General features: G+C 31.9%; 25 protein-coding genes. 10 read left to right on the forward strand and 15 right to left on the reverse strand.

Annotation, left to right across the window (positions count from 1 at the left end; translation table 11 throughout):
* Positions 1 to 4: 4 nt before the first annotated feature.
* Together AAID94_00495 and AAID94_00500 are read right to left on the reverse strand one after the other, a co-directional pair.
* A complete protein-coding gene (locus AAID94_00495; GenBank protein ID XAK24037.1) occupies positions 5 to 544 on the reverse strand; it encodes an iron transporter in 540 nt (179 codons plus the stop codon).
* Positions 541 to 2,613, reverse strand: coding sequence for an FTR1 family protein (locus AAID94_00500; protein ID XAK24038.1), 2,073 nt, complete (start codon positions 2,611 to 2,613; stop codon positions 541 to 543). Before AAID94_00500 ends, AAID94_00495 begins: the two co-directional genes overlap by 4 nt.
* 172 nt (positions 2,614 to 2,785) lie before the next feature.
* Here AAID94_00500 and AAID94_00505 point away from each other — a divergent pair, with 172 nt between their 5' ends.
* From AAID94_00505 to map, 6 genes are all read left to right on the forward strand, one after another.
* Positions 2,786 to 2,968, forward strand: a complete 183-nt coding sequence (locus tag AAID94_00505; GenBank protein XAK24039.1) for a YjfB family protein — start codon at positions 2,786 to 2,788, stop codon at positions 2,966 to 2,968.
* 123 nt (positions 2,969 to 3,091) lie between these two features.
* Complete coding sequence (gene nhaA, locus AAID94_00510; GenBank protein XAK24040.1) at positions 3,092 to 4,240, forward strand: Na+/H+ antiporter NhaA; 1,149 nt, start codon at positions 3,092 to 3,094, stop codon at positions 4,238 to 4,240.
* Positions 4,237 to 5,406, forward strand: coding sequence for a Na+/H+ antiporter NhaA (gene nhaA, locus AAID94_00515; protein XAK24041.1), 1,170 nt, complete (start codon positions 4,237 to 4,239; stop codon positions 5,404 to 5,406). The genes nhaA (AAID94_00510) and nhaA (AAID94_00515) overlap by 4 nt, the downstream gene beginning before the upstream one ends.
* An 8-nt stretch (positions 5,407 to 5,414) precedes the next feature.
* A complete protein-coding gene (locus tag AAID94_00520; GenBank protein XAK24042.1) occupies positions 5,415 to 5,876 on the forward strand; it encodes an NlpC/P60 family protein in 462 nt (153 codons plus the stop codon).
* Position 5,877: 1 nt separating this feature from the next.
* A complete protein-coding gene (murI, locus tag AAID94_00525; protein ID XAK24043.1) occupies positions 5,878 to 6,621 on the forward strand; it encodes a glutamate racemase in 744 nt (247 codons plus the stop codon).
* A 9-nt stretch (positions 6,622 to 6,630) separates the two neighbouring features.
* Complete coding sequence (gene map / locus AAID94_00530) at positions 6,631 to 7,389, forward strand: type I methionyl aminopeptidase (GenBank protein XAK24044.1); 759 nt, start codon at positions 6,631 to 6,633, stop codon at positions 7,387 to 7,389.
* 331 nt (positions 7,390 to 7,720) lie between these two features.
* Here the strand turns inward: map and AAID94_00535 are convergent, their stop codons facing one another.
* The 13 genes from AAID94_00535 to dnaG all read right to left on the reverse strand — a co-directional run bounded on the left by AAID94_00535 (position 7,721) and on the right by dnaG (position 19,757).
* The gene (locus AAID94_00535) at positions 7,721 to 8,221 is read right to left on the reverse strand and encodes a flagellar FLiS export co-chaperone (GenBank protein ID XAK24045.1); all 501 of its coding nucleotides are present in this window, start codon (positions 8,219 to 8,221) and stop codon (positions 7,721 to 7,723) included.
* 51 nt (positions 8,222 to 8,272) lie between these two features.
* Positions 8,273 to 8,875 carry an ABC-type transport auxiliary lipoprotein family protein gene (locus AAID94_00540; protein XAK24046.1) on the reverse strand — a complete coding sequence of 201 codons (603 nt, stop codon included), beginning with the start codon at positions 8,873 to 8,875 and terminating at the stop codon, positions 8,273 to 8,275.
* Positions 8,875 to 9,768, reverse strand: coding sequence for an MlaD family protein (locus AAID94_00545; protein ID XAK24047.1), 894 nt, complete (start codon positions 9,766 to 9,768; stop codon positions 8,875 to 8,877). The genes AAID94_00540 and AAID94_00545 overlap by 1 nt, the downstream gene beginning before the upstream one ends.
* A gap of 2 nt (positions 9,769 to 9,770) precedes the next feature.
* On the reverse strand, positions 9,771 to 10,493 hold the full coding sequence (locus AAID94_00550) for an ATP-binding cassette domain-containing protein (protein ID XAK24048.1): 723 nt from the start codon (positions 10,491 to 10,493) through the stop codon (positions 9,771 to 9,773).
* Positions 10,494 to 11,609 carry an ABC transporter permease gene (locus AAID94_00555; GenBank protein ID XAK24049.1) on the reverse strand — a complete coding sequence of 372 codons (1,116 nt, stop codon included), beginning with the start codon at positions 11,607 to 11,609 and terminating at the stop codon, positions 10,494 to 10,496.
* A gap of 2 nt (positions 11,610 to 11,611) precedes the next feature.
* Positions 11,612 to 13,510 (reverse strand): transketolase, encoded by a 1,899-nt coding sequence (tkt, locus tag AAID94_00560; GenBank protein XAK24050.1) that lies wholly within the window; start codon positions 13,508 to 13,510, stop codon positions 11,612 to 11,614.
* Positions 13,511 to 13,519: 9 nt separating this feature from the next.
* Positions 13,520 to 14,359, reverse strand: a complete 840-nt coding sequence (locus tag AAID94_00565) for a polyprenyl synthetase family protein (protein ID XAK24051.1) — start codon at positions 14,357 to 14,359, stop codon at positions 13,520 to 13,522.
* Complete coding sequence (locus AAID94_00570; protein XAK24052.1) at positions 14,356 to 15,447, reverse strand: PDZ domain-containing protein; 1,092 nt, start codon at positions 15,445 to 15,447, stop codon at positions 14,356 to 14,358. Before AAID94_00570 ends, AAID94_00565 begins: the two co-directional genes overlap by 4 nt.
* A complete protein-coding gene (locus AAID94_00575; GenBank protein ID XAK24053.1) occupies positions 15,444 to 15,749 on the reverse strand; it encodes a YbaB/EbfC family nucleoid-associated protein in 306 nt (101 codons plus the stop codon). The genes AAID94_00570 and AAID94_00575 overlap by 4 nt, the downstream gene beginning before the upstream one ends.
* 3 nt (positions 15,750 to 15,752) lie before the next feature.
* The gene (locus AAID94_00580) at positions 15,753 to 17,036 is read right to left on the reverse strand and encodes a UDP-N-acetylmuramoyl-L-alanyl-D-glutamate--2,6-diaminopimelate ligase (protein XAK24054.1); all 1,284 of its coding nucleotides are present in this window, start codon (positions 17,034 to 17,036) and stop codon (positions 15,753 to 15,755) included.
* Positions 17,020 to 17,577, reverse strand: coding sequence for a histidine kinase (locus AAID94_00585; protein XAK24055.1), 558 nt, complete (start codon positions 17,575 to 17,577; stop codon positions 17,020 to 17,022). The genes AAID94_00580 and AAID94_00585 overlap by 17 nt, the downstream gene beginning before the upstream one ends.
* Entirely contained in the window at positions 17,564 to 17,836 is a 273-nt protein-coding gene (locus tag AAID94_00590) for a NifU family protein (protein XAK24056.1), read from the reverse strand. Before AAID94_00590 ends, AAID94_00585 begins: the two co-directional genes overlap by 14 nt.
* A gap of 94 nt (positions 17,837 to 17,930) precedes the next feature.
* Entirely contained in the window at positions 17,931 to 19,757 is a 1,827-nt protein-coding gene (dnaG, locus tag AAID94_00595; GenBank protein ID XAK24057.1) for a DNA primase, read from the reverse strand.
* A 70-nt stretch (positions 19,758 to 19,827) separates the two neighbouring features.
* Here dnaG and AAID94_00600 point away from each other — a divergent pair, with 70 nt between their 5' ends.
* From AAID94_00600 to aroC, 4 genes are read left to right on the forward strand one after another with little or no spacing between them, the layout of a single operon-like run.
* Entirely contained in the window at positions 19,828 to 20,811 is a 984-nt protein-coding gene (locus AAID94_00600; protein ID XAK24058.1) for a hypothetical protein, read from the forward strand.
* Positions 20,798 to 21,238: a ribonuclease HI gene (gene rnhA, locus AAID94_00605; GenBank protein XAK24059.1), complete on the forward strand. Its 441-nt coding sequence runs from the start codon at positions 20,798 to 20,800 to the stop codon at positions 21,236 to 21,238. Before AAID94_00600 ends, rnhA begins: the two co-directional genes overlap by 14 nt.
* The gene (gene rnc / locus AAID94_00610; protein ID XAK24060.1) at positions 21,225 to 21,899 is read left to right on the forward strand and encodes a ribonuclease III; all 675 of its coding nucleotides are present in this window, start codon (positions 21,225 to 21,227) and stop codon (positions 21,897 to 21,899) included. The genes rnhA and rnc overlap by 14 nt, the downstream gene beginning before the upstream one ends.
* Positions 21,899 to 22,987 (forward strand): chorismate synthase, encoded by a 1,089-nt coding sequence (aroC, locus tag AAID94_00615; protein XAK24061.1) that lies wholly within the window; start codon positions 21,899 to 21,901, stop codon positions 22,985 to 22,987. Before rnc ends, aroC begins: the two co-directional genes overlap by 1 nt.
* The last annotated feature ends 173 nt before the right edge of the window (positions 22,988 to 23,160 follow it).

A 23,160-nucleotide genomic window follows, 5' to 3' on the forward strand; every position in this document is an offset into this window, starting at 1 on the left:
AAAATCATTTTGGTGTGCCTGTGTATTTGAATTTATAATCAACCTTAAAAGGCTCAAACCATTTACCCACACCTGTTTCTTCATCGACATGGCGTCCAAATCCTTGTTTTTCTGGATTTGAAATATAAAAAGTAAGCTCATAATTACCTACACCAAATCCGCCTTTTTTATCTTTTTCCATAGCAATGTTTGCACCATAGTGAGGGCCATCATCTGCTACCATAGGCATTAAAGTTCCGCGTTTAATAGCGCCTGTGTCTGTATTTTTAAGCTCATAAGCTATGGTTAAATAAGGCATCCAAAAGCCTTCTGGAAAACCGTTTGGATTGTTTTTAAGAGCATGAATGTCCGCTTCTAAGTGAATATCTGCTAAGGACGCAGCCAAATCAATGCCCCTTGGTTCCATTTCGATAGGCTGAAGATAAACAGCAGCTATTTCCATGCCGTTTAACTCTTTAGGATCACCGATTGGAACTTCGCCTGCAAACAAATTAGTACTGATGGCTGCAGCTGCAGCAACTACTGATAAAAATTTTTTTATCATGATTTTACTCCTTTTTTTGAAATTTGTTTTGTTAATAAAATGCCAATAATTAGCAAGATTAAAACTATAAATTGAGGGATTAAAGTCTCATAATAAGGATAAATTCCAAGCCATAAAATAGGTTCAAAATTCATAGATATAAGACTAGGAACGATAAGTTTTCCTTCTATGAGTTCGGCTATGCCTTTGCCTGTAAAGACAAAAATCATATAAAAAATAATATAAGAGCATATATAGAAAAATTGTTTTATAGGGATACGAATCGCGCCTGCTTTTAAAAGAAAATATAAGACAATAAGCACTAAAATTCCAAGCCCAAGCCCGCCAAAAATAGCACTTAAATCAGTACTGGTTTTAGCATCAAAAAATAAAGCTTGATAAAAAAGCACGGTTTCAGCACCCTCTCTATAAACTGCTAAAAAAACTGTAAACCAAAGGGTTTTTGCACTATTGTTTGAAATAGCATCAATAGCACCTTGTTTGATAAAACTTACCCATTTTTTATTTTGCGCATTTGAAAGTAGCCAAAAGCCTACATAAAAGAGTAAAAACACAGCTATAAGCATGGTAATGCCTTCTATAAGCTCTCTACTTTGTCCCGCATTTTCTTTAAAAAGCCAAGAGAGCCCAAAAGCAGTGATGAAGCTTAGTATAATACCTGTAAATAAGGCACTATAAGCGATATTAAGGCGATTTTTGTTGCCGCTTTGTACAAGATAAGAAACTATAGCCACAACTATAATCAAAGCCTCCAAACCTTCACGCAAGATAATACCCAAAGCCCATATAAAAAGCGAATAAGGCGAAGAATCTTGGATTTTATCCACGCTACTTGCAATCAGTTGTTCTAAGTCGTTAAAAGTGGCTTCAAGCTCTTTTTTATCTGCACTTGCTTTGATAAGAGCTACGCTTTTGGAAAATAAACTTTCGATTTTAAGTTTTAAAGCACTATCTACAGCGCCGATCTTATTTTCCATTCCACTGGCTTCAAAAATATCTAAATAAATTGCTTGTAAATCATCTACTATAGAAGCACTAAAGCCCTCGTAATTTTTTAAAATTTCATCTAAGGCAAGTTTGATATCATCAGAAACTTTAGCGTAATCTTTACCCTTTGTTTCATCATTAAATCCTTCGATTTTTAAATTTGAAAGCTCTGAATTTGGAATTTGTAAAAAGATATCAAAAAGCTGTTCTTCTATCGAATCTAAATCATTTCTTAGGTTTTTTTCATCAATATTTGTGTTGTTGATTTGGCGTATGAGAGTTCGTATGGCTTGTTGGATTTTTTGATCATTACCTGCTTTGGTGAATTTGTTGATTAAAACTTCAACTTTGGTATTGCGATAATCATTAAATAAAGCATCATTTAAAAAATCTTTACTTGCTTGATAATCTTTATTTTTAAAGGCATTAGCTGCTTGAGAGAATTTAGTAGATATATTATCTAATATAAATTGTAATCTTGCATCCATAGCTGCAGCCGCTTGCAAATCGCTACTTACACTATCATCTGTAGTTTCGTTTTGGGTATCAAAAGAGGAGGAATTGGTTTTTACTAAATCATTCTTATCAATACCCATCATTTGAGCAATTAAAGCTTCCGCTTCCGCTTCACGCTTGGCATTGGCTTGCATGCTTGATTTTTCAGCTGCTGCTTTATCGTAGTTTGTATCACTTGCTTCTGCTTTTAAGCGATAGCCATTTTGCAAAATCGGTGCAACTTCATCTAAATCATAATAAAGGCTTTCAATTAAAGCATCAATTTGCTCTATGGGTGCTTTATCTTTATACAAGCGACGCAAATTTGTAAATTTTCTTTCCATGGTGATGGCTTTTTTGCCTATATTTCGTCCAATAGAACCTTCCATATTTTCAAAATGTTGAAAATAAGCATCTTCGCTTAGTTTTTTAGCATTTAGATTATCGCCTTTTTTATAGCTTTTTATACTCTCTTCTAGTATGTTTTTAATGGTATTAGCTTCTGCTATATAATCATCAACTCTAGCAAAAGCAGAATTTGCTAGAAAGAGCATAGAGAGAACAAACAAGATTTTAAAAAATTTCATTCATTTCCTTAAAAATATAAAAAATAATATTTATTATCAATATTGATAGAAGTATAATACGAATCATATTAAATAAAGATAAAAATAATTTTTTATTGAAAGGGTTAAGTGTTTAAATTTTTTTCCGATACTACTTAAGTCTTCATACATAAATTATACTTAGGAGGGTGTTATGATTTCAGACGCAACTATGAGTAATGCTAATTTATTGACAGCAGTAAATACTTCGGTTTTGAAAAAATCAATGGATACGAATGAGGTGTTGATGAATGAGCTTATCAAAGGTATGGAGAGTGCATCAGGAGCCTCTGCTCCACAAGCTTCTAGCTCTAGTGGTTTAGATATTTATGCTTAAGTATCTTAAATTTTAGGGTGTTTTTACACCCTAAATAAGGATATATCTTGTTAAAATAATCATTTCTTTAATATTTTTTGGTTATAATAATTAGCATATTGAATTTATAATCAAGGGGCGTGAATGCAAGCTGTAAAGAAAATAATTTTAAGTGAAACTTTCCCAGGCATTTTGCTCATATTTTTTACTCTTTTAGCATTACTTTTTAAAAATTCTTCCTTAAGCGTTATTTATACAGATTTTTTTCATGCTAATTTTACTATAGGATTTGATCATTTTCAGATTGCTAAATCTTTGGATTTATGGATAAATGATGGTTTGATTGCTATTTTTTTCCTTTGTATAGGACTTGAATTAAAATATGAAATTTTACGCGGACAACTTAAAAATATAAGATCAGTTTCTTTGCCTATATTTGGAGCTTTAGGGGGTATGATTGTCCCTGCTTTGATTTTTTCTGCCATTAATTATTCTCATGAATTTGCTATGAAAGGATGGGCTATCCCTACAGCTACGGATATAGCATTTGCAGTAGGTATTTTAATGCTTTTGGGAAGCAAAATTCCTTCTAGTCTTAAGTTATTCTTGCTTTCTTTAGCTATTTTTGATGACTTAGGAGCTATTATTATCATTGCTTTATTTTATACAGATCAATTATCTACTTTAGCAATTATTGTATGTCTTTTATGTGTTTTTATTTTATTTGTTTTGAATTATTTTCATGTTACTCACTTGCCTCTTTATGTTTTAGTTGGAGTGGTTTTATGGATAGCTATGTTAAAAAGTGGCGTTCATGCGACTTTAGCGGGTGTAATCATAGCTTTATTTATTCCTCTTGATACTAAAAATAAAAAACCCTATCTTCACGAAGTGCACAAGGATTTAAACCCTTGGGTGGTGTATTTTATTTTGCCTTTATTTGCTTTTGCAAATGCGGGTATTGATTTAAGAGATATGCATTTTGAGTCTATTGTTTCACCTGTAAGTATGGGAATTATGCTGGGTTTATTTTTAGGAAAACAACTAGGAGTTTTTGGGTTTTGTTATTTGGCTATAAAATTAAAGCTTGCAAAACTGCCTGAAAATATTAAGTACAAAAAATTCTACGGAATTTGTATTTTAACAGGTATTGGTTTTACTATGAGTTTATTTATCGATGGCTTGGCATACAAAAACAGCAATATTTTTGAGCACGCGGATAAACTAGCTATTTTGATAGCGAGTTTTTTAAGTGCTATTGTTGGATTTATATATCTTAAAATTGTTAAATGAATAAGGTTTTATTAAAATTAAAAGCTTTAGTATTAAATGAGGCCTTTGGTGGATTTTTACTCATAATTTGTACTATACTTGCTCTACTTGTGCAAAATGGTTCTTTAAGTGAGCATTATCGCGAACTACTCAATTTAAAAGTTGGAGTTAGTGTGGGTGAGTTTGAGCTTAACAAGCCTTTCTTGCTTTGGATTAACGATGGTCTTATATCGATATTTTTCTTCGCTATAGGCCTTGAGCTTAAAAAAGAATTTCTACACGGGGACTTTAAAAACCCTAAAAATATAGTTTTACCTTTTATGGGGGCATTAGGCGGTATACTTATACCCGCTTTAATATTTGCTATAGTCAATATAGGCGATGCTTACACTTTAAAAGGATGGGCTATCCCCACAGCCACGGATACTGCATTTGCTTTGGCTATTTTGATGATGTGTGGAAAACATATTCCCTCTAGTCTTAAGTTGTTTTTACTTTCTTTGGCTATTTTTGATGATGTGGGTGCGATTTTAATTATTGCAATTTTCTATACAACCAAACTTTCAATATTTGCTTTTATAGTCGCAGGAATTGCTATTTTTATGATGTTGATTTTAAATATTTTAGGCATAACACGCAAATCTTTTTATTTTATTTGTTCAATCATTCTTTGGGTAAGTGTTTTAAAAAGTGGGGTGCATGCAACTTTAGCTGGAATTATTACAGCATTTTTTATACCTATGCAAACTAAAAATGGAGAAGATTTTTTAGAAGGAATTTATGAAAGTTTGAAATTTTGGATAGCTTTTGTTATTTTACCTTTATTTGCTTTTGCAAATGCGGGGGTTAATTTATCAAATATTGATTTAAATGCTATTTTTTCTGGCGTTAGTATAGGTATTTTTTTGGGTTTGTTTATAGGAAAACAATTGGGAGTCTTTTTGTTTTCATACTTTGCGATCAAATTTAAATTAGCAAGCTTACCTCAAAATGCAAATTTAAAGCAGCTTTATGGGGTTTGTATTTTAACAGGTATTGGCTTTACTATGAGTTTATTTATAGATGGTTTAGCATATGAGGTCAGTGATATTTTTAACTATGCAGATAATCTTGCTATTTTGATTGCTTCATTTTGTTCTGGAATTTGGGGTTTTATCTATCTTAAATTTTTTACCGCGCGTTCTTAGGAAAATTTATGAGATTTATTTTTTTTGTTATTATGGTTGCTTTTTGTATAGGTGGATGTAGTTTATCTCAAAATACAAGTCATACTAAAATAAATTATAATGTTGATAAAGAAACAAGATTAAGAGCCATTGCTAATGAATGGAAAAAAACTCCTTATGTTTTGGGTGGATCTACAAAAAGAGGAGCTGATTGTTCGGGTTTTGCTCAAAGTACCTTAGCTCAGTTTAATACACATATACCGCGTACTACAACAAAGCAACTACGCTCGGGTATAAAAGTTTCTAAATCAAAATTAAAAACAGGAGATCTTGTTTTTTTTAAAACAGGAAGAGGTCCAAATGGTATGCATGTGGGAATTTATATGAGCAAGGGTAAATTTATCCATCTTTCTACAAAAGGTGGAGTAAGAGAAGTGGATTTAAATAGTTCTTATTGGAAAAATCGATATATAGGTGCTAGAAGATATTAAGATGAAAATAGGTGTTTTTGATAGTGGTGTAGGCGGACTTAGCGTTTTAAAATCGCTTTACGAGGCAAGACTTTTTGACGAAATTATTTATTATGGAGATACTGCTCGCGTTCCTTATGGGGTTAAAGATAAGGATACTATAGTCAAATTTTGCCTTGAGGCTTTAGATTTTTTTTCAAAATTTAATATCGATATGCTTATTATCGCGTGCAATACAGCTAGTGCTTATGCTTTAGATGCTTTAAGATCAAGAGCTGATTTTCCTATTTATGGGGTTATTGATGCGGGTGTTGAGGCTACTAAAAAAGCTTTATTGGATAAAAATAAAAAAATTCTAGTTATTGCCACCAAGGCAACAATTCATTCAAAAGAATATCAAAATCGCTTACAAGAACAAGGTTTTACTAATGTAGATGCTTTAGCTACAGGTCTTTTTGTACCTATGGTTGAAGAGGGTATTTTTGAAGGAGAATTTTTGCAAAGTGCTATGCGGCATTATTTTAAAGGGATTGAAACTCCTAATGCTTTGATACTTGCTTGCACTCATTTTCCTTTGCTGGCAAATTCTTTGAGTGCTTATTTTGGTTCAAAGACAAAGCTTATTCATTCAGGAGATGCTATAGTGGAGTTTTTAAAACAAAGGCAAAAACTTTTATTAAAAGAAAAAAAAGCAAAATTACATTTTTATGCTTCGAGCGATGTCAAGTCTTTAGAAAATACTGCTAAAATTTGGCTAAATTTATAAGGAAATACAATGATAGAATTAAAAAAACCAGCGGAAATAGAAAAATTAAGAATAGCAAATCAAATTGTCGCTAAGACTTTGGATTTTTTAGAAAATGAGATTAAAGCGGGTATGAGTCTTAAGCAAATCGATAAAATGGCAGAAGATTTTATCTTAAGTCTTGGGGCAAAACCTTCATTTAAAGGGCTTTATGGTTTTCCTGGTGCAATTTGCACTTCTTTAAATCAGGTTTGCATCCATGGAATTCCTGATGAAAAAATCATCAAAGAGGGTGACATTTTAGGACTTGATGTGGGAAGTTTGATCGATGGGTATTATGGTGATGCGGCGCGTACCATAGCCATAGGTAAAATTTCATCCACAGATGAGGCTTTGATTTCTTGTGCTAAGGACGCTTTGTATCATGCTATAGATATTATTCGCGAAGGAATGCGTTTTAAAGAACTTTCTGCAGCTTTAGGGGAATTTATAGATTCAAGAGGTTTTGTTCCGCTTCGTGGATATTGCGGGCATGGTATAGGACGCAAACCTCATGGAGAACCTGAAATTTTAAATTATTTAGAAAAAGGTGCAAATGCAAAAAGTGGGCCAAAAATTAAAAATGGAATGGTATTTTGTATAGAACCTATGATATGCCAAAAAGATGGAACTCCAAAGCATTTTAATGGAAAATGGGATGCAGGAAGTGTGGATGAGCTTAATAGTGCACATTATGAACATTGTGTGGCTATTATTAATGGGCGTGCTGAAATTTTATCTACTTTATAAGAGTTTTTATTTGTAAAAATTGGAAAATTTTTACAAAAATTTTCCAATAATTTAATAATTTAAATTATTAAATTATTTTTTTATAAATATTTAAGTAAATTTAAATTAAAATGTCATTTTTAAAATAACTATTTATAAATTAAGCCAAAACATGATTTGATATTTTAGTTTAAAGAGATCTTCAAAGATCTCACAGGCTAGGTTGCTTCCCTCCCCCTTTTTTCAACCTAGCTTTAAAGAAGAGTAGAATATCTCTTTAAGCTAAAATATAAAAACTTCTTAAGATTATTTGTTTTAACGAATACATTTAAAGCGATAAGAGTTTTAACCCTTATCTGAATAAATTTTTAAAGTCTGTAGTAGAATTAGATAAATTCAAATTATCCATACCTATTCCCATAGTAATAGCACTCGATAATTCGCATAAAATATCTTTAATTTCATCTCTTTTATCTTGAACATAAGCTAAAACACCCTCATATCCTGCTTTTTCTAAAACTAAAAGAGGATTTGAAATTTCAAATTCAAAAAGTTTTTGGCCTACATATACATTGAAAATATTTCCAAAAAGTGCTGTACCCATAAAAGAGCAGTTTTGGATAAGTTGAGAACTCGTTGCATCTAAGGTTCTTTTTTGTAAATCATCGTTTTGCTCATCAAGTCTTTCGGTGATACTTTTTTCAATTTTTTTAAGCGTTAAATCAAGTATTTGTAGAGCACCGATAAAATCATTTGCATCATTTATTTGTGAACAAATTTGTGTAGCTTTAAATTCACTTACGCCTTGTATTTCGCCCAAGTGTTTCTTAAAAACATCCAATTCATTTTTCATTTTACACCTTTCAAAAAATATTGCTAAAGGTTTAAAAAGCAAAAAGTGTTCCTATTTTTCATCAAGTGTAGTATTTATCCACAAAACTATTTCATTTCCTATAAAATTTAAAGCTTTTTCAAAGGATTGATAGACATTAAAAATATCTATTTTATCAAGCTCTTCTTTGACTGAAAACAAGCGATGGGCAATAATTTTACTTTCTTTTGCGTCAATGAAATTCACACTAATAGAAATGCTAATATAATTTTCATTTTCATTGATCACTTGTTCAAAAGAATCTATTCTGCTTTCAAGTATATAATCACTTCCTATAGAACTTCCTTGGGAAAGTAGGGTTTTAAAGATTTGGCTTTGTTCAAATTTAGATAGGAGTAAGGATTGATAAAGATTGTTGGGTAAATCCGCCCAATAATGATACGCATAAGCTCCACTTACACCTTTTTGTATATAAATAATTGATCTTGAGTGAAGATATAAAGGCAAAGACGCGTTTTGAATTTTAAGAATTTTATCGCTTTTAATAAAATTAGCCTGAAGAGGAATTCCATCATTTTTAAGTATAAAACTTTGCGTTTTATCAAGGGTGCTAGTTGGAATCGAGCATGCATTAAATATAAGGGCTAAGATGGCTATGAGTATAAATTTTTTCATTATTTTTCTCCTGGTCCTAATTTGGGTTTGGTTTCTTTAAAGATTAAATCTGATGGACTTTTTTGTAAATTTTGTATTAAAATGTTACTTTCTAAAAGTACTTTTTTCAAAAGTTCTAAATTTTCATCTAAGGAAAGTCGCAAGTCATCATAAGAATCAAGTTTAGCATTGGCTTTTTTTGCAAAAGAGCTAAGTGCTAAAGCTCCTTCTTGGATATCCTTTAAGCTCGCGTTAAAACCTTTTGCACTTAAGCTTACATTCTCCGCCATTTCTCCAAGTTTTAAGCTAGTGTTTGCGATATTGTGATTTAATGTTTTAGAATTTTCATTTAAAGTAGCGCTTAGTTGTGCTAAATTATTTAAAAGTATTTCTAAATTTTTTAAATTTTTATCACTAAAAAGTTCTTTTGATTTATCATCTGCTCTTTTTATCAAAGAAAAAATATGCTCACTTTGTCTATCTATGGCAGCAAAAAAACTTTCTTTAAACTGAATCACTGGAAATTCTTCTTTATCTTTTGCTTGAAGTTTTGGACTATTTTTAGAACCTCCTTGAAGTTGTACAAATTTAAGTCCTGTAATACCTTGAAGTTGCAAAGTTGCAAAAGTATCTTCTTTTATAGGGGTTCCTTTTTTGATTTTGATTAAAATATTTACCCCTAAATTTTCTTTATCGTAAATACTGATATCTTCTACATTTCCTATCTCTACTCCCAAAAGTCTTACAGGAGCTTTGATTCCAAGGCCTGCAACGGATTCTTGTGTATGAATTTCATAGTATTCAAAACTTTCTTCTTTTGAGTATCCTCCAAGCCAAAGCATGAAGCCAATACTAGCAAAAAAAACTCCAAAAACAAAAAGCCCTACAAAAAAATAATTCGCTTTATTTTCCACTTTTACTCCATAAATCTTTTAAAAAGTCTTTCATTTTGCGCCTTTAACTCCTCATAATTTCCACAAAAGGCAACTTTTTTATCTTCTAGGATGATAAAACGCTCGAGTAGATTTTTCATACTTTCTTTATCATGTGTTACTAAAACAATATTAAGATCAAAGCTTTGTTTGAGTTCTAGTATCAAATCATCAAATTCACGACTACTATGCGGATCAAGTCCAGAAGTTGGTTCATCTAAAAAAAGCAATTTGCTATCAAGAGCCAAAGCCCTAGCGATGGCAACTCTTTTTTGCATACCACCGCTTAGCTCACTTGGAAGCTGCTTTAAAACATTTTCATTTAGTCCGACCATTTTAAGTTTCATCAACACCAGTTCTTTTATAGCTATGGGATCTAAATTTGTATATTCTTTAAGAGGGATAGCTATATTTTCATAAACACTAAAAAAGCTAAAAAGTGCAGAAAACTGAAACACTACACCCCATTTTTTACGCAGTGCTAAGGCATCTTCTTCGCTAATATTTTTTAGCTTAAAGCCCAAAATTTCATATTCTCCCTCATCAAAATGCTCAAGCATTAACATTTGTTTTAAGAGTACGGATTTACCACTTCCACTTCCTCCTAAAATCCCAAAAATTTCATTTTTATTGATTTCGAAACTTACTCCATCGTGGACAACTTTATTTCCAAATCGGGTGATGATATTTTGCGCTTTTATAATCATTTAAACTTCCATTATGGTTAAAACCACAGAAAATAAAGCATCAAATGCTATTACCCAAAATATAGCATTTACAACACTTTTTGTAGTATAAATTCCTATACTTTGAGTGGTATTTTTGACCTCAAATCCCCGAAAACAAGCAATCAGTCCTATTAAAAAACCAAAAATAGGAGCTTTTACAAGCCCTATAATAATATGTTTCATTGCCACAGCTTCTCTAAAGCGTCTTAAAAATTCTCCAAAAGATATATCAAGATTTATTTTTGCTATTACCATTCCTCCTAATATGCTGATTGCATCGCTTAAGGCAACGATTAAAGGCATAGCAATAACCAAAGCCATAACTCGCGGAATGATGATAAATTCAAAAGAGCGAAAGCCCATAGTATTCATAGCATTGATCTCATCTGTGATTTTCATAACCCCAATTTGCGCTGTATAAGAGCTTGCACTTCTACCTGCTATGACTATCGCAGCTATCAAAGGAGCAAGTTCTCTAGTGGCTGAAATTCCTACTAAATCTACTATGAAAATATTAGCTCCAAATTGCGCAAGTTGATAAGCAGCTTGGTATGCAAGTACAACACCGACTAAAAGAGCAGTTAAAATAACAATAGGCAAGGCTTTAAAAGCTGAATTTTCAATATGATATAAAAAAGATATAAAGCGGAAATTTTTGGGATTTTTTACACATAAAAAAAGACTGGTAAAAAAGGCACCTGTAAAGCTGATAAATTTTTGCAAAATTTTTAAAAGATCAAAACTTAAAATTCCTAAAGAAATAAAAAAGTCTGTAAAATTGAATTTTTTCTCTTGTTTTTCATCGATTCTTTGGTAGTTTTTTTCACAAAGTTCAAAAAGACTTTTAAAGCGTGTGTTTAATCCTTGTCTTAAAATCAAGATATTATTTTTTTTCAAATCATGCTCTAGAGCAAGAAAAAATCTCACTCCAGCCATATCAATTTCATTTAATTGACTAAAATCAAAAATACAATTTGTTTGAGAAATTTGACTCAATAGATCTTTGATTTTAATCTTAGATACACTCGTTTTATCCCAAATTCCAAAAATAAAAACTTTATTTTGTTCTTTTTGAAATTTGAAATTTGCTTCCATCTTTATTTATCGAGAATGAAATTTAAAATTTGCGGAGTGCTAAAGCCAAAATGTTTAAATACATCTTTATCTTTACCACTTTCTCCAAAGCTTTCTATGCCATAAACCCTATCACAGAATTTATAAAGCTCATTAGAATGCGCTGCTTCAACCCCTATAACTTCACCTTGTAAAAGTCTATCTTTATAGGCTTTGTCTTGTTTTTCAAAGAGTTCAAAGCAAGGCATAGAGATTACATTGCAAGCAAAACCTTGTTTTTCTAATTCATTCGCACTCTCTAAACAAAGCGAAACTTCACTTCCACTTGCTAAAAGTGTAAATTTAGCATCTTTACTTTCTTTAAGTAAATACGCCCCATTTTTTACATCACCAAAAACAGGCTCGTTTAATGCTTTAAGCTTTTGGCGTGAAAGCACAAAAGCGCTTGGAATATCTGCATTTAAAGCTATTTGCCAAGCTTTAACATTCTCCACGCCATCAGCCGGTCTAAAAGTCAAGAAATTCGGCATAGCTCTAAAGGTGCTGAGTTGTTCGATAGGTTGATGAGTTGGTCCATCTTCTCCAACGCCTATGCTATCATGTGTGAAAATGAAAAAATGTTTGATTTTCATTAAAGCTGCTATCCTAGCTGCGGGTTTTAAATATTCGCTAAAGATAAAAAATGTTGCTGAAAAAGGTAAGAAAATTCCATATCTTGCAAAGGCATTATTGATCGCAGCCATAGCATGTTCTCTGATACCAAAATGAATATTTTTTCCTTCTACAAAATCACCCATTCCATAAAGTTCGGTTTTATTAGATGGAGCTAAGTCCGCACTTCCGCCTAAAAATCCTTCTAAATCTTTAGCTAAGGCATTTAAAATTTCTCCATTACTGTCTCTTGTAGCTAAATCCTTGCCTTTAAAATCAGGATAATTTATCTTGGTAAAATCAGGATTTAAAAGTTTTTCTAAGAGTTCTTTTTTCTCTGATTTTTCGAGTTTATCTTTCCATTTAGCCTCTTCTAAATCTCCAAGTTCTACAGCGCTTTCAAAACGAATTTTTGCCGCTTTAGGTATATGAAAATTTAAATTTGGATCAAATCCTGCTTTTTCTTTGGCTTTTTTAATAACCTCTTCACCCAAAGGTGCACCGTGGCTTTTATGGCTTCCTTCAAGCTCTCCTGCACCTTTTGCTATGGTTGTTTTTGCGATGATAAGACAAGGTTTGTTGGCTTCTTTAGCTTGTTTTAGAGCTTTATCAATTTCTTCATAATCGTGTCCATTGATACTTAAAACTTCAAAACCTTGCGACTCAAAACGCATTTTTACATCTTCATTAAAGGCTAAGCTTACATCTCCTTCGATAGAAATTTCATTGCTATCATAGATGATGATTAAATTATCAAGCTTATGAAGCCCTGCTAAAGAACACGCTTCATAAGAAATTCCTTCTTGTAAATCCCCATCTCCACAAAGACAATAAACCTTGTGATTGATCAATTCTTTTCCTAGTAAGTTTTGAGCTTTTTTAGCTGCCATAGCAAAGCCTACAGCATTAGCTATACCTTGTCCTAATGGCCCTGTAGCAATTTCTACTCCTTGAGTTGAAATTTCAGGATGGCCTGGAGTTTTTGAATGAAGTTGGCGGAAATTTTTAAGATCTTCTAAACTTAAATCATATCCACTTAAATACAAAAAGCTATAAAGCAAAGCACTGGCATGTCCGCCTGAAAATATTAATCTATCGCGGTTTAGCCAAGTTGGATTTTTGGGATTATGAGAAAGATGATAACTTAAAACCGTTAAAATATCAGCCATTCCCAAAGGTGCACCTGGGTGGCCTGAATTAGCCTTTTGCACCATATCTGCACTTAAAAATCTTAAAGTATTTGCTTGTTCTTGTAGTATTGATAGATCCATTTGTAACCTTTATAAATATTTAATCATTAAGCTTTTAATCATTTTTGCTAAATTAGTATCAAGATCATTAAGATCGTTTTTACACTCATTAATCAAATCTTCCTTGCTTTGAATAGCATTTTTAAGTCCTAATAAATTCACAAAAGAATTTTTATGCTCATCGTGCTTTGTTGGCTTTCCACTTTCTTCTTCACTCATGGTCGCATCGATGATATCATCGTTGATTTGAAAAATAAGTCCAAGCTTTAAACCGATTTGATAAATTTTTTCGCTTTCTTTTTCATCTAGCTCGCAAATTTCACAACCCATTTTCAAAGCCGCTGCAATAAGCCTTGCGGTTTTGTGTATGTGTAAAAACTCAAGTTCTTCTAAATTTAATTTCTTATCTTCAAAATAACAATCAATTGCTTGGCCTAAAATCATACCATTAAGCCCTGCGTTAAAAGCTAGAGTTCTAATCAGATTGATTTTAATGCTTTCTTTTAAATTTAAATTAGATAAAAGCAAAAAAGCTTCAGTGTTTAAAGCATCGCCCACTAAAATAGCCGTGGTTTCATCATAAGTTTTGTGTAAAGTAGGAGTTCCTCTTCTAAAATCTGCATTATCCATAGCAGGCAAATCATCGTGTATGAGTGAGTAGGTGTGGATAAATTCTAATGCCAAAGCCGCGTTTAGAGCGTTTGGTATAAGACTTGGCATTTTTGCTTCTACAATGCCAAGTAAAAGTTGGGCGCGAAAGTGCTTCCCGCCCGCCTTTAACATCACCGCTAAGGCTTCATTGAAAAAAGGATGGAAGCTTTGAACTTTTGGCAGATGATTTTCTAAATGTTTGATAAAGAGTTCTTTCACTTCACAAGCCTTATGAAAAATTGAAATTTTCCATCTCCACCTGAATGAACTCCTCCTAAATCATTGTTTAATCCTGATAAAGGAAGTTTATCACTTTTGCGTTCGATTAAAATATTAAAATCATTTCCTGTGCCAAGTAGGGTTTGAAGTTCTTTAAAATCTTTTAATATCACATTGTTTGCGCGCAAAATTTTATCTCCTACCATAAATCCTGCTAAAGCAGCTTTGGAGCCTGCATCAACTCTTGTAACTATAAGACTTGAATTGACGCTTAGACCTATATTGCTTCTAAAACTTGTTGGTTTTGGTTTTGGTTTATTGCTTGGGAGATTGAATTTGCTCAAATCTTTGGCAAAAACTTCAGTAGAAATATTTAAATCCACATTATCTCGCAATACTTGAAAATAAAGCGTGCTTCCGCGATCTGCAAAGAGAATTTTTTCATTTAGCTTTCTTATATCTTTAAAAGGTGTTCCATCTACGCTTATGATTTCATCGTTGATTAGAAATTGCCCACTTTTTCGAACATTATTCACATAAATTTTATTTTCACGCACTGCAAAATCAACCCCTATGTCGCCCCAATACACATCATTATATTTCATAAAATGTTTTAAATAGCGATTTCCTATAAAAGAGCTATTATTGAGCGCAATTCCCATCATTTCGCAGCAAGGAGTGCCTAAAAGTCCTACTTTTGTAGAAAAATCAAGCTGATCTTTTTCATCAATATTTTGTGCAAGGTATTTGATGTGACCTATATAGGCTCTATTAGGATCCCAAATTCCTATCCAATCGTTACGCGTAAGTTTTTCTTCATCGCCCATAGGTGTAGGGATTAAGCTAAAATCAGTTCTTACAAGATAAAGATTTAAAAATGGATCATATTTTACATATTTATTGAGTTTGGCATTAGGCTGTTTTAAAACCGCAAGTAAATTTTCACTCAGGGCAAAAGCGGGCATTCCTTCATAATTGAGCATGCTGGCTTTATTTCTTTCATAGCCTGCAGCAAAATCTTCAAATTTAGGACGCTCGATTGCACTTAGAGATACTAAAAAGGCTACTAAAAAAAACAAAAATTTCATAATTTCCCAAATCCTCCTAAAACATCACTGGCTAAGCTTGTTCGATTTTGCGCTACCATAGCTAAAACATCATTGATAGCAGAAATGAGTAAAATTTGCAAAGATTCTTTATCTTCAAGTAAAGAATCATCAATGCTAACATCGATAATCTCACCCTTGCCATTAGCACTGACTTTCACAAGTCCTGCTCCGCTTTTAGCACTAAATTCTCGATTGGCCAATTCTAATTCGATATTTTTTGCCTTTTCTTGAACTTGATTTAAAAGTTCTCCCATCTTAGAAAAATCCATATTTTCAAACATTTATTATCCTTGATTTTTTAAAATTTCATTTACAATTGCTTTATCGCTAAAAGGGTATTTTACCCCTTTGATTTCTTGGGTATTTTCATCACCCTTGCCTAAAATAACTACTAAATCGTCTTTTTCTTTAAGTTTTAAAGCTTTATTTATAGCTTCTTTTCTATCTTCTATCATCAAAGCTTTATCAGGGTTTTGAAAGCCTGATAGAATTTCATTCATGATATCTTTAGGCTCTTCGCTGCGTGGATTGTCGCTCGTGATAATGGCTATTTTTGCAAAATGTTCAACGATTTTTCCCATTAAAGGTCGTTTGGTTTTATCCCTATCTCCACCTGCTCCAAAAACCACTATAAGTTTTTTATTTTTGAGTGTATCAAGTACTTTTTCAATACCATCAGGAGTGTGAGCAAAATCCACGATCACGCCACTAGCCACTTGCTCAACCCTACCACAAACCCCACCAAAGCCACTGATAGCTTTTTCTAAGTCTTTTAAATTCGGCTTTACAAGTTCATTAACACAAGCACTAGCGGCTAGAAGATTGTAAAGATTAAAAAGTCCTAGTAAGGGAGAGTCGATATGAAAACTTTGATCTTTTAATGCCACAATAGCATTGATGCCATCTTCTAAAGAATAAGCCTTAACTTGATACAAAGAAGGATTTTCTATGCCATAAGTAAAAGCATTGCGCACATTAAATTTAATCATTAAAGCATCTTTGTTGATAAATTTTAAACTCTCATCGGTAAAAAAGAGCTCTTTTGCTGCTTTGTAATTTTCAAAATTGCCATGAAAATCTAAATGATCTTGAGTGATATTGGTAAAAATTTTGGCTGCAAAATTTAAGCCTTCGATGCGATTTTGCACTAAAGCATGTGAGCTGACTTCCATGATGAAAAAATCACATTTTTTTTGCGTGGCAAGTTGTAAATATTCTAAAGTTTTTAAAATGGGTGAAGTGGTTAGAGATTTTTCATCAATTTGTTCATCATTGATAAAAGCTCCACGAGTGCCACAAAGTCCACACTTAAAACCTAAGTCAAGCAAAATCGAATAAATAGCCGCTGCGGTAGTGGTTTTGCCATTGGTTCCTGTAATCCCTATGATTTTGATATTTTCATCGATCTTTAAGAGTTTTTTGCATTCTTCTACATCGATAATTTTTGCACCTTTTTCTAGAGCTTTACTAGAAAAATTCATATTTTGTGCAGTTTTTAAGAAAAAGCAATCTTTTTCGCATTCTAAGGTATTGTCGGTGATAAAAGAGTGATCAAGCTTTAATTTCACTTTTAAATCCTATAAGTTTTTCTTGAAGTTTTATAAAGCGTTCATTCGCCCAAAAGTGTGGCATAACGCTTTCTATATAGTTTAAAGTTATATCTTTATAACCATTATCAAGCAATTTTTCTAAAAAGTCTAAGAAATCATCACGATTATCAATGACTAATTTTGTGCTATGTATAATATTTTCAAAACTCTTTTTAAAGCCAATTTGCTCTTCACTTTTTAGAAAATCTTTATAGTTTAAAGCATGGGCTTCTTGAATTTCATTTTCTGCTTCATCGGCATTTTTTTCGTTTTTAAGTTCTACGGTGTGTAAAATTTCTTCTAAATCTTTATCAATATTTTTAATTTGATAATGCTCTAAATAAAATTCAAAAAGTAAAAATGCTTCTTTTGGAGATTTTAAAGCTAAATCACAAAGAGTGATAAAATGAAACAAACGCTTGTTTTTGCGTTTTTCATAAGCTAAAGAAAAATATATTTTTGCTGTTTTAAAGTCTTTGCGTAAAAAATGCTCGATTCCAAGTTTTTTATAATTTTGCAAAATCTTCAGCTCCGCCATTTAAATTAACTATGGTAATTTCTGGATGTATATCGATTTTAAGTTGTCTTTCAAGTCCGTATTTTAATGTCGTTCCACTTGAAGCGCATCCTTTGCAAGCCCCAATTAAATGAACATAAACCACACCATTTTTAATCCCTAAAAATTCAAGACCGCCTCCATCGCGTTCTAACATAGGCATACTTTTATCTAAACTTGCTTTTACAGGATTTATAAGCTCTTCATCGCTAAAAGGCATCATAATATATCCTTAATAAATTTTTCTATACTTTAGCGTGATTGTGTTTAAAAAAAGGTAAATCGGATAGTTTTTTCGTTATTTTTCTAAATGAAGCTTAAAAGGGTTCTTCATTGTAATCATTTTCAGAATTGTTTTTTAAAATTTTAATATCCAAATTCTTAGCAGAAAAAAATCTATGCAAATTTTTAAATAAAGCTTCTAGTTTCTCTTCATCTTTTTCATTTTTTAGTAAAAACAAATTCTCTTTTAAAAACTCTATAAGCTCATAATCGTTTAAATTTTTACTAAGAAGAGTAAAATTTTTTTCTATAAGAGTAAAGATTTGTTTTTTTAAAGCAAGATAAGGAGTTGTGATATTGATATGATTTAAAAAGGCTAGATTCACCTTACAAATTCCCCACAAGAATTCAATTTGGCTTAAATCTTTACTAAAATTTTTACTTTCAAATTCTCTTATATCGCTATCTTCGTAGCTTTTGTGTTCTAAAATTTTTTCTAATAATACCTTATGTTTAAAACATCTAATATCGCTGATCTTTATAAAAAGCTCGTGTGTGTTAGGATTGTTTTTTAAATAATTTAAGAGTTCAAGTTCGGTGATGTGGGATTTAGGATTATGATTTTGCGTTTGCTGGAAAGAGGCGTTAAAATCGATAGTTTTATTTGACTTTTGATTTGAGCTAAGAACGATGAGTTTTTCATCTACACCCAAGAGTTTTGAAACCAAACTTACATAGGAACTAGCTACCAAGGGTTCAAGGCTAAAGGTGTATTTTTGTATATTTTCAAGGGCTTTTTGTTTATCTAGAGCGGAATTTAAAGAAAAGCTTGAAAGTATGCGTCTAATGTAAAACTCCCCTAAATCCATCCCTTTTTCAAGTAGGGTATGAAGTTTTGCGCTTTGGTTGTTGGCAACAAGTTCGGCAGGATCTTTTCCACCTTCTAAAAGGGCTACTTTGCCATCTATTTTATGAGTGCTAAGTAAAAAAGCCGAACGAGTGGCTGCATTTAGTCCTGCTTCATCATTATCAAAACATAAAATCACTTTAGCCTCATAACGACGGATCAAAGGCAGATGATTTTCAGTTAATGCTGTCCCAAGGACTGCTACGGCATTGTTAAAACCTGCTTTATGAAAAGCTATAGCATCCATATAGCCTTCGCATACTATCATTTCTTTTTTTTTGGCTATATTTTCTTTGGCTATATTAAAAGCATAAAAAATTCTACTTTTATCAAATAATATATTTTGGGGAGAATTCACATATTTTGCTGCGACATTAGGATTTAAAGTACGCCCTCCAAAACCTACTAATAAGTCTTTATGATCATAAATTGGAAAAGTGATACGCCATATAAAACTTGCATAAAATTCATTATTTTCATCCTTTTTTAAAGCACCTACACTCATAGCATCTTCTAAAGGGATTTTTTCATTATGAAACAATCTTATACTATCCTCGCTTGAGCCTGCAAAACCTAATTCAAATTTGGCTATATCTTGATCATTTAGCATTCTTTTATATAGATAATCCAAAGCTTCTTTATGGTGTTTGAGATTGGATTTAAAATAAGCATTGAGGCTAGGTAGTATGGTCCTTAGTTCTTTTTTGTTTTCATTTCTTTCTTTGGTGTAGCTTAGGGTAAAATTACAAAGATTTGCGACTTTTTCAACTGCATCAGCAAAACTTAATTTTTCATAATCCATTACAAATTTAAAAGCATCTCCTCCTGCTTTACATGCAAAACAATGATAAAATCCTTTTGTGGGATTTATATGCATAGAAGGGTTTTTATCTGCGTGAAAAGGGCATACACAAACAAAGCTCGAGCCTTGTTTTTTTACTTCGATATAATTTTCAATAATATCAACAATATTAAGTCTTTGGGATAAATTTTCTATACTTTCTTTAGTTATCATTTTAAAACCTTAAATAAAATTATACAAAGATTTAGCTATAATTTGGCATAAAATTTTTTAGAGCAGGATGATGGATTTTTTCTTCGTAGAATATAGAGATCCCTTAGTGGGGCTTATAATTTTAACTGTTTTAATCTTCGTTGTAGCTGTGGCAAATTATATTTGGAAAGTATTTGCGAGTAAAGATGAAGAGCAAAAGCTTGAAAAATTTATTAAAAAATTTGAGATGGATAATATCCATAAAGATTTGTTGAGAAATGAAGGTTTGAGTTTTGGAAATTTGAGTTTTTTGGCTGAAATTTTTACCAAAAGTGGTGAATTTGAAAAAGCCACGCAAATTTATCTTATCGCCCTTGAAAAAAGTAAGGACAAGCAAGAGCGTGAATTTATCTTTTTCGCATTGGCAAAAGTATATTTTAAAGCAGGGTTTTTAGAGCGTGCAAAGGAAGTTTTGTTGCAAGCTTTAAAAATTCGACCCAGAAATATACAAACTCTAAAGCTTTTAAAAATTGTTTATCTTAAACTAAGAAAACATAAGGAAAATTTGGAGCTTTTGGGCTGTTTGTTTGAACTTGGAGAAAATGTAAAAGAAGAAAAAGAATTTTTAAAAGCCTTGGATTTTCTTGCTTCTAGTTTAAGTGATGAAGAAAAAAAAGAACACATTTTAAAGCTACAAATAGACAATAATTCTATGCTAGGACGCTTGGTTTTTGAAAAATATCATATTTTTTTAAATCAAGATTTTTCGAGTATTTGTGATTTGCTTTATAAGGAAAATAAAGCTTTTAATTTGCAAAATAAAGAATATTTTGAATTTTTTTATGCTTTGGGTTTGATAGAAGATGAAAAGCCTAAAGATATAGTTTTTAAAAATTCCAATTTTAAAATGTTAAAAATTTTAAAAGACAATTCCTTTAAAGCAAGACTTGAATTTTCATATCGTTGTACAGAGTGTAAAAGTGTAATGCCTTTATTTTTTTATCATTGTCCTGTTTGTTATGAATTTAACACTTGTCAAATCATTTATGAAGTGAAAAATAATGAGACATATTGAAATTTATACAGATGGTTCTTGTCTTAAAAATCCAGGTTTTGGAGGATGGGCTTATATCTTACGCTATAATCAACATCAAAAAGAAGGTTTTGGAGCAGAGGCTAATACTACAAACAATAGAATGGAGCTAAAAGCGATTATTGAAGCTTTAAAAGCTTTAAAAGAACCTTGTGAAATTTCACTTTTTACAGACTCTAATTTGATGGTTCAAAGCATTAATGAATGGCTAGAAGATTGGATAAAAAAAGATTTCAAGGGTAAAAAAAATGTAGATTTATGGAAAGAGTATATCAATGTGGTAAAACCTCATAAGATAAAAGCTTATTGGGTAAAAGCACATAATGGGCATTTGGAAAATGAAAGGTGTGATACTTTAGCGCGCGAAGCTGCTTTAAAAATTGCAAGGGAAAATGATGAAAAATATTGAATTATTAGAACAAAAATTAGCCTATAATTTCAAAGATAAAGATCTTTTAATCCATGCTCTAACTCATAAAAGTTTTAAAAAACCTTACAATAATGAGCGTTTGGAATTCTTAGGCGATGCGGTGCTTGATTTGGTTGTGGGCGAATATCTTTTTCATAAATTTGCTAAAGACGCTGAGGGGGATTTGTCAAAATTAAGAGCGGCTTTAGTTAATGAAAAATCTTTTGCAAAGATCGCAAATAGTTTAAATTTAGGCGATTTTATTTTTATGAGTGCGGCTGAAGAAAACAATGGAGGCAAAGAAAAGCCATCTATACTTTCTGATGCTTTAGAAGCGATTATAGGAGCTATACATTTAGAAGCAGGATTTGATTTTGCAAAAAATATCGCTTTAAAACTCATAGAAAAAAACTTTCCACAAATTGATGCAAAAATTCTTATCAAGGATTATAAAACAAAATTACAAGAAATTACACAAGCAAAATTAGGACAAACTCCACAATATGAAACCGTGCGTGCTTTTGGGCCTGATCATTTAAAACAATTTGAAATCGCTTTAATCCTTAATGGACAAGAGCTTGCAAGAGCCATTGCAGGAAATAAAAAAGAAGCACAGCAAATGGCAGCAAAAATTACACTTGAAAAATTAGGAGCTTTATAGTGAATACTTTTGGTACAAGATTAAAATTTACAAGTTTTGGAGAATCTCACGGAGTGGCTGTGGGTTGCGTGATCGATGGAATGCCTGCGGGTGTTAAATTTGATGAGGATTTTTTGCAAAGCGAACTTGATAAGCGTAAGGGCGGAAGCAAATTTGCAACTCCAAGAAAAGAAGGCGATAAGGTGCAGGTTTTAAGCGGGGTATTTGAAGGCTATACTACGGGTCATCCTATTGCTATGGTTGTGTTTAACGAAAATGCACATTCTAAGGATTATGATAATTTAAAAGATTTATTTCGTCCTGCCCATGCTGATTTTACTTATTTTCATAAATACGGCATAAGAGATCACAGAGGAGGCGGAAGAGCTAGTGCTAGAGAAAGTGTTGCTAGAGTGGCCGCGGGTGCTGTTGCTGCTATGCTTTTGCGTGAATTTGGTATTTGTGTCCAAAGTGGGGTTTTTGGAGTAGGAAGATTTGTTTCAAATTTAAAAGAGGAAGAATTGGATTTTGAATTTGCAAAACAAAGTGAGATTTTTTGCTTAGATCCTAATTTAGAAGATGAATTTAAAAATGAAATTTTAGGTGCTAGAAATTCAAAAGATAGCGTGGGTGCTTCTGTTTATACTAGGGCTAAGGGAATGCTTGTGGGACTTGGAGAAGTGCTTTATGATAAATTAGATTCTAAATTAGCTCATGCCTTAATGGGAATTAATGCTGTAAAAGCTGTCGAGATAGGTGAGGGTATAAATGCGAGTAAAATGCGAGGCTCGCAAAATAATGACGCTTTAAAAGGGGGTGAGTTTTTAAGCAATCACAGCGGAGGGATTTTAGGAGGTATTTCAAATGGACAAGATCTTATTTTAAAGACTTATTTTAAACCCACTCCTTCTATTTTTTTAAAGCAAAGCAGTATGGATAAATTCGGAAATGATTTAGAATTTGAACTCAAAGGCAGACATGATCCTTGTGTAGGCGTTAGAGGTAGTGTAGTAGTGAGTGCTATGGTGCGTTTGGTTTTGGCTGATTGTTTATTGCTTCATGCAAGTGCTAATTTAAACAATTTAAAAAATGCTTATGGAGTAAAATAATACTAAAGCCCTTTTTTGGGCTTTAATTTGCAATATTTTGAAAAGATTTAACTCCATATCGTCTCTTCTATAAATTTCTTAACATTTATTTTTATATATTTTGGTAATTTTAAAAAAACAAATTAATATTATTTTTATTTTAAATGTGTAAAAAAGGAATTTTTATTTAGGAT

It is taken from the genome of Campylobacter coli, assembly GCA_039516895.1.
In the GTDB taxonomy this organism is placed as follows: Bacteria; Campylobacterota; Campylobacteria; order Campylobacterales; family Campylobacteraceae; genus Campylobacter_D; species Campylobacter_D coli_B.

Coding starts and splice junctions, on each gene's coding strand:
- AAID94_00540 (XAK24046.1), bottom strand. CDS start 8,875: ATGAAAAAATTTATACTCATAGCCATCTTAGCCCTTATATTTAATGCA.
- AAID94_00535 (XAK24045.1), bottom strand. CDS start 8,221: ATGAAAAATGAATTGGATGTTTTTAAGAAACACTTGGGCGAAATACAA.
- AAID94_00575 (XAK24053.1), bottom strand. CDS start 15,749: ATGTTTGAAAATATGGATTTTTCTAAGATGGGAGAACTTTTAAATCAA.
- AAID94_00570 (XAK24052.1), bottom strand. CDS start 15,447: ATGAAATTTTTGTTTTTTTTAGTAGCCTTTTTAGTATCTCTAAGTGCA.
- nhaA (XAK24041.1), top strand. CDS start 4,237: ATGAATAAGGTTTTATTAAAATTAAAAGCTTTAGTATTAAATGAGGCC.
- AAID94_00495 (XAK24037.1), bottom strand. CDS start 544: ATGATAAAAAAATTTTTATCAGTAGTTGCTGCAGCTGCAGCCATCAGT.
- dnaG (XAK24057.1), bottom strand. CDS start 19,757: ATGATAACTAAAGAAAGTATAGAAAATTTATCCCAAAGACTTAATATT.
- AAID94_00505 (XAK24039.1), top strand. CDS start 2,786: ATGATTTCAGACGCAACTATGAGTAATGCTAATTTATTGACAGCAGTA.
- AAID94_00600 (XAK24058.1), top strand. CDS start 19,828: ATGGATTTTTTCTTCGTAGAATATAGAGATCCCTTAGTGGGGCTTATA.
- AAID94_00550 (XAK24048.1), bottom strand. CDS start 10,493: ATGATTATAAAAGCGCAAAATATCATCACCCGATTTGGAAATAAAGTT.
- map (XAK24044.1), top strand. CDS start 6,631: ATGATAGAATTAAAAAAACCAGCGGAAATAGAAAAATTAAGAATAGCA.
- rnhA (XAK24059.1), top strand. CDS start 20,798: ATGAGACATATTGAAATTTATACAGATGGTTCTTGTCTTAAAAATCCA.
- murI (XAK24043.1), top strand. CDS start 5,878: ATGAAAATAGGTGTTTTTGATAGTGGTGTAGGCGGACTTAGCGTTTTA.
- AAID94_00500 (XAK24038.1), bottom strand. CDS start 2,613: ATGAAATTTTTTAAAATCTTGTTTGTTCTCTCTATGCTCTTTCTAGCA.
- AAID94_00555 (XAK24049.1), bottom strand. CDS start 11,609: ATGGAAGCAAATTTCAAATTTCAAAAAGAACAAAATAAAGTTTTTATT.
- AAID94_00590 (XAK24056.1), bottom strand. CDS start 17,836: ATGATGCCTTTTAGCGATGAAGAGCTTATAAATCCTGTAAAAGCAAGT.
- AAID94_00520 (XAK24042.1), top strand. CDS start 5,415: ATGAGATTTATTTTTTTTGTTATTATGGTTGCTTTTTGTATAGGTGGA.
- tkt (XAK24050.1), bottom strand. CDS start 13,510: ATGGATCTATCAATACTACAAGAACAAGCAAATACTTTAAGATTTTTA.
- rnc (XAK24060.1), top strand. CDS start 21,225: ATGAAAAATATTGAATTATTAGAACAAAAATTAGCCTATAATTTCAAA.
- nhaA (XAK24040.1), top strand. CDS start 3,092: ATGCAAGCTGTAAAGAAAATAATTTTAAGTGAAACTTTCCCAGGCATT.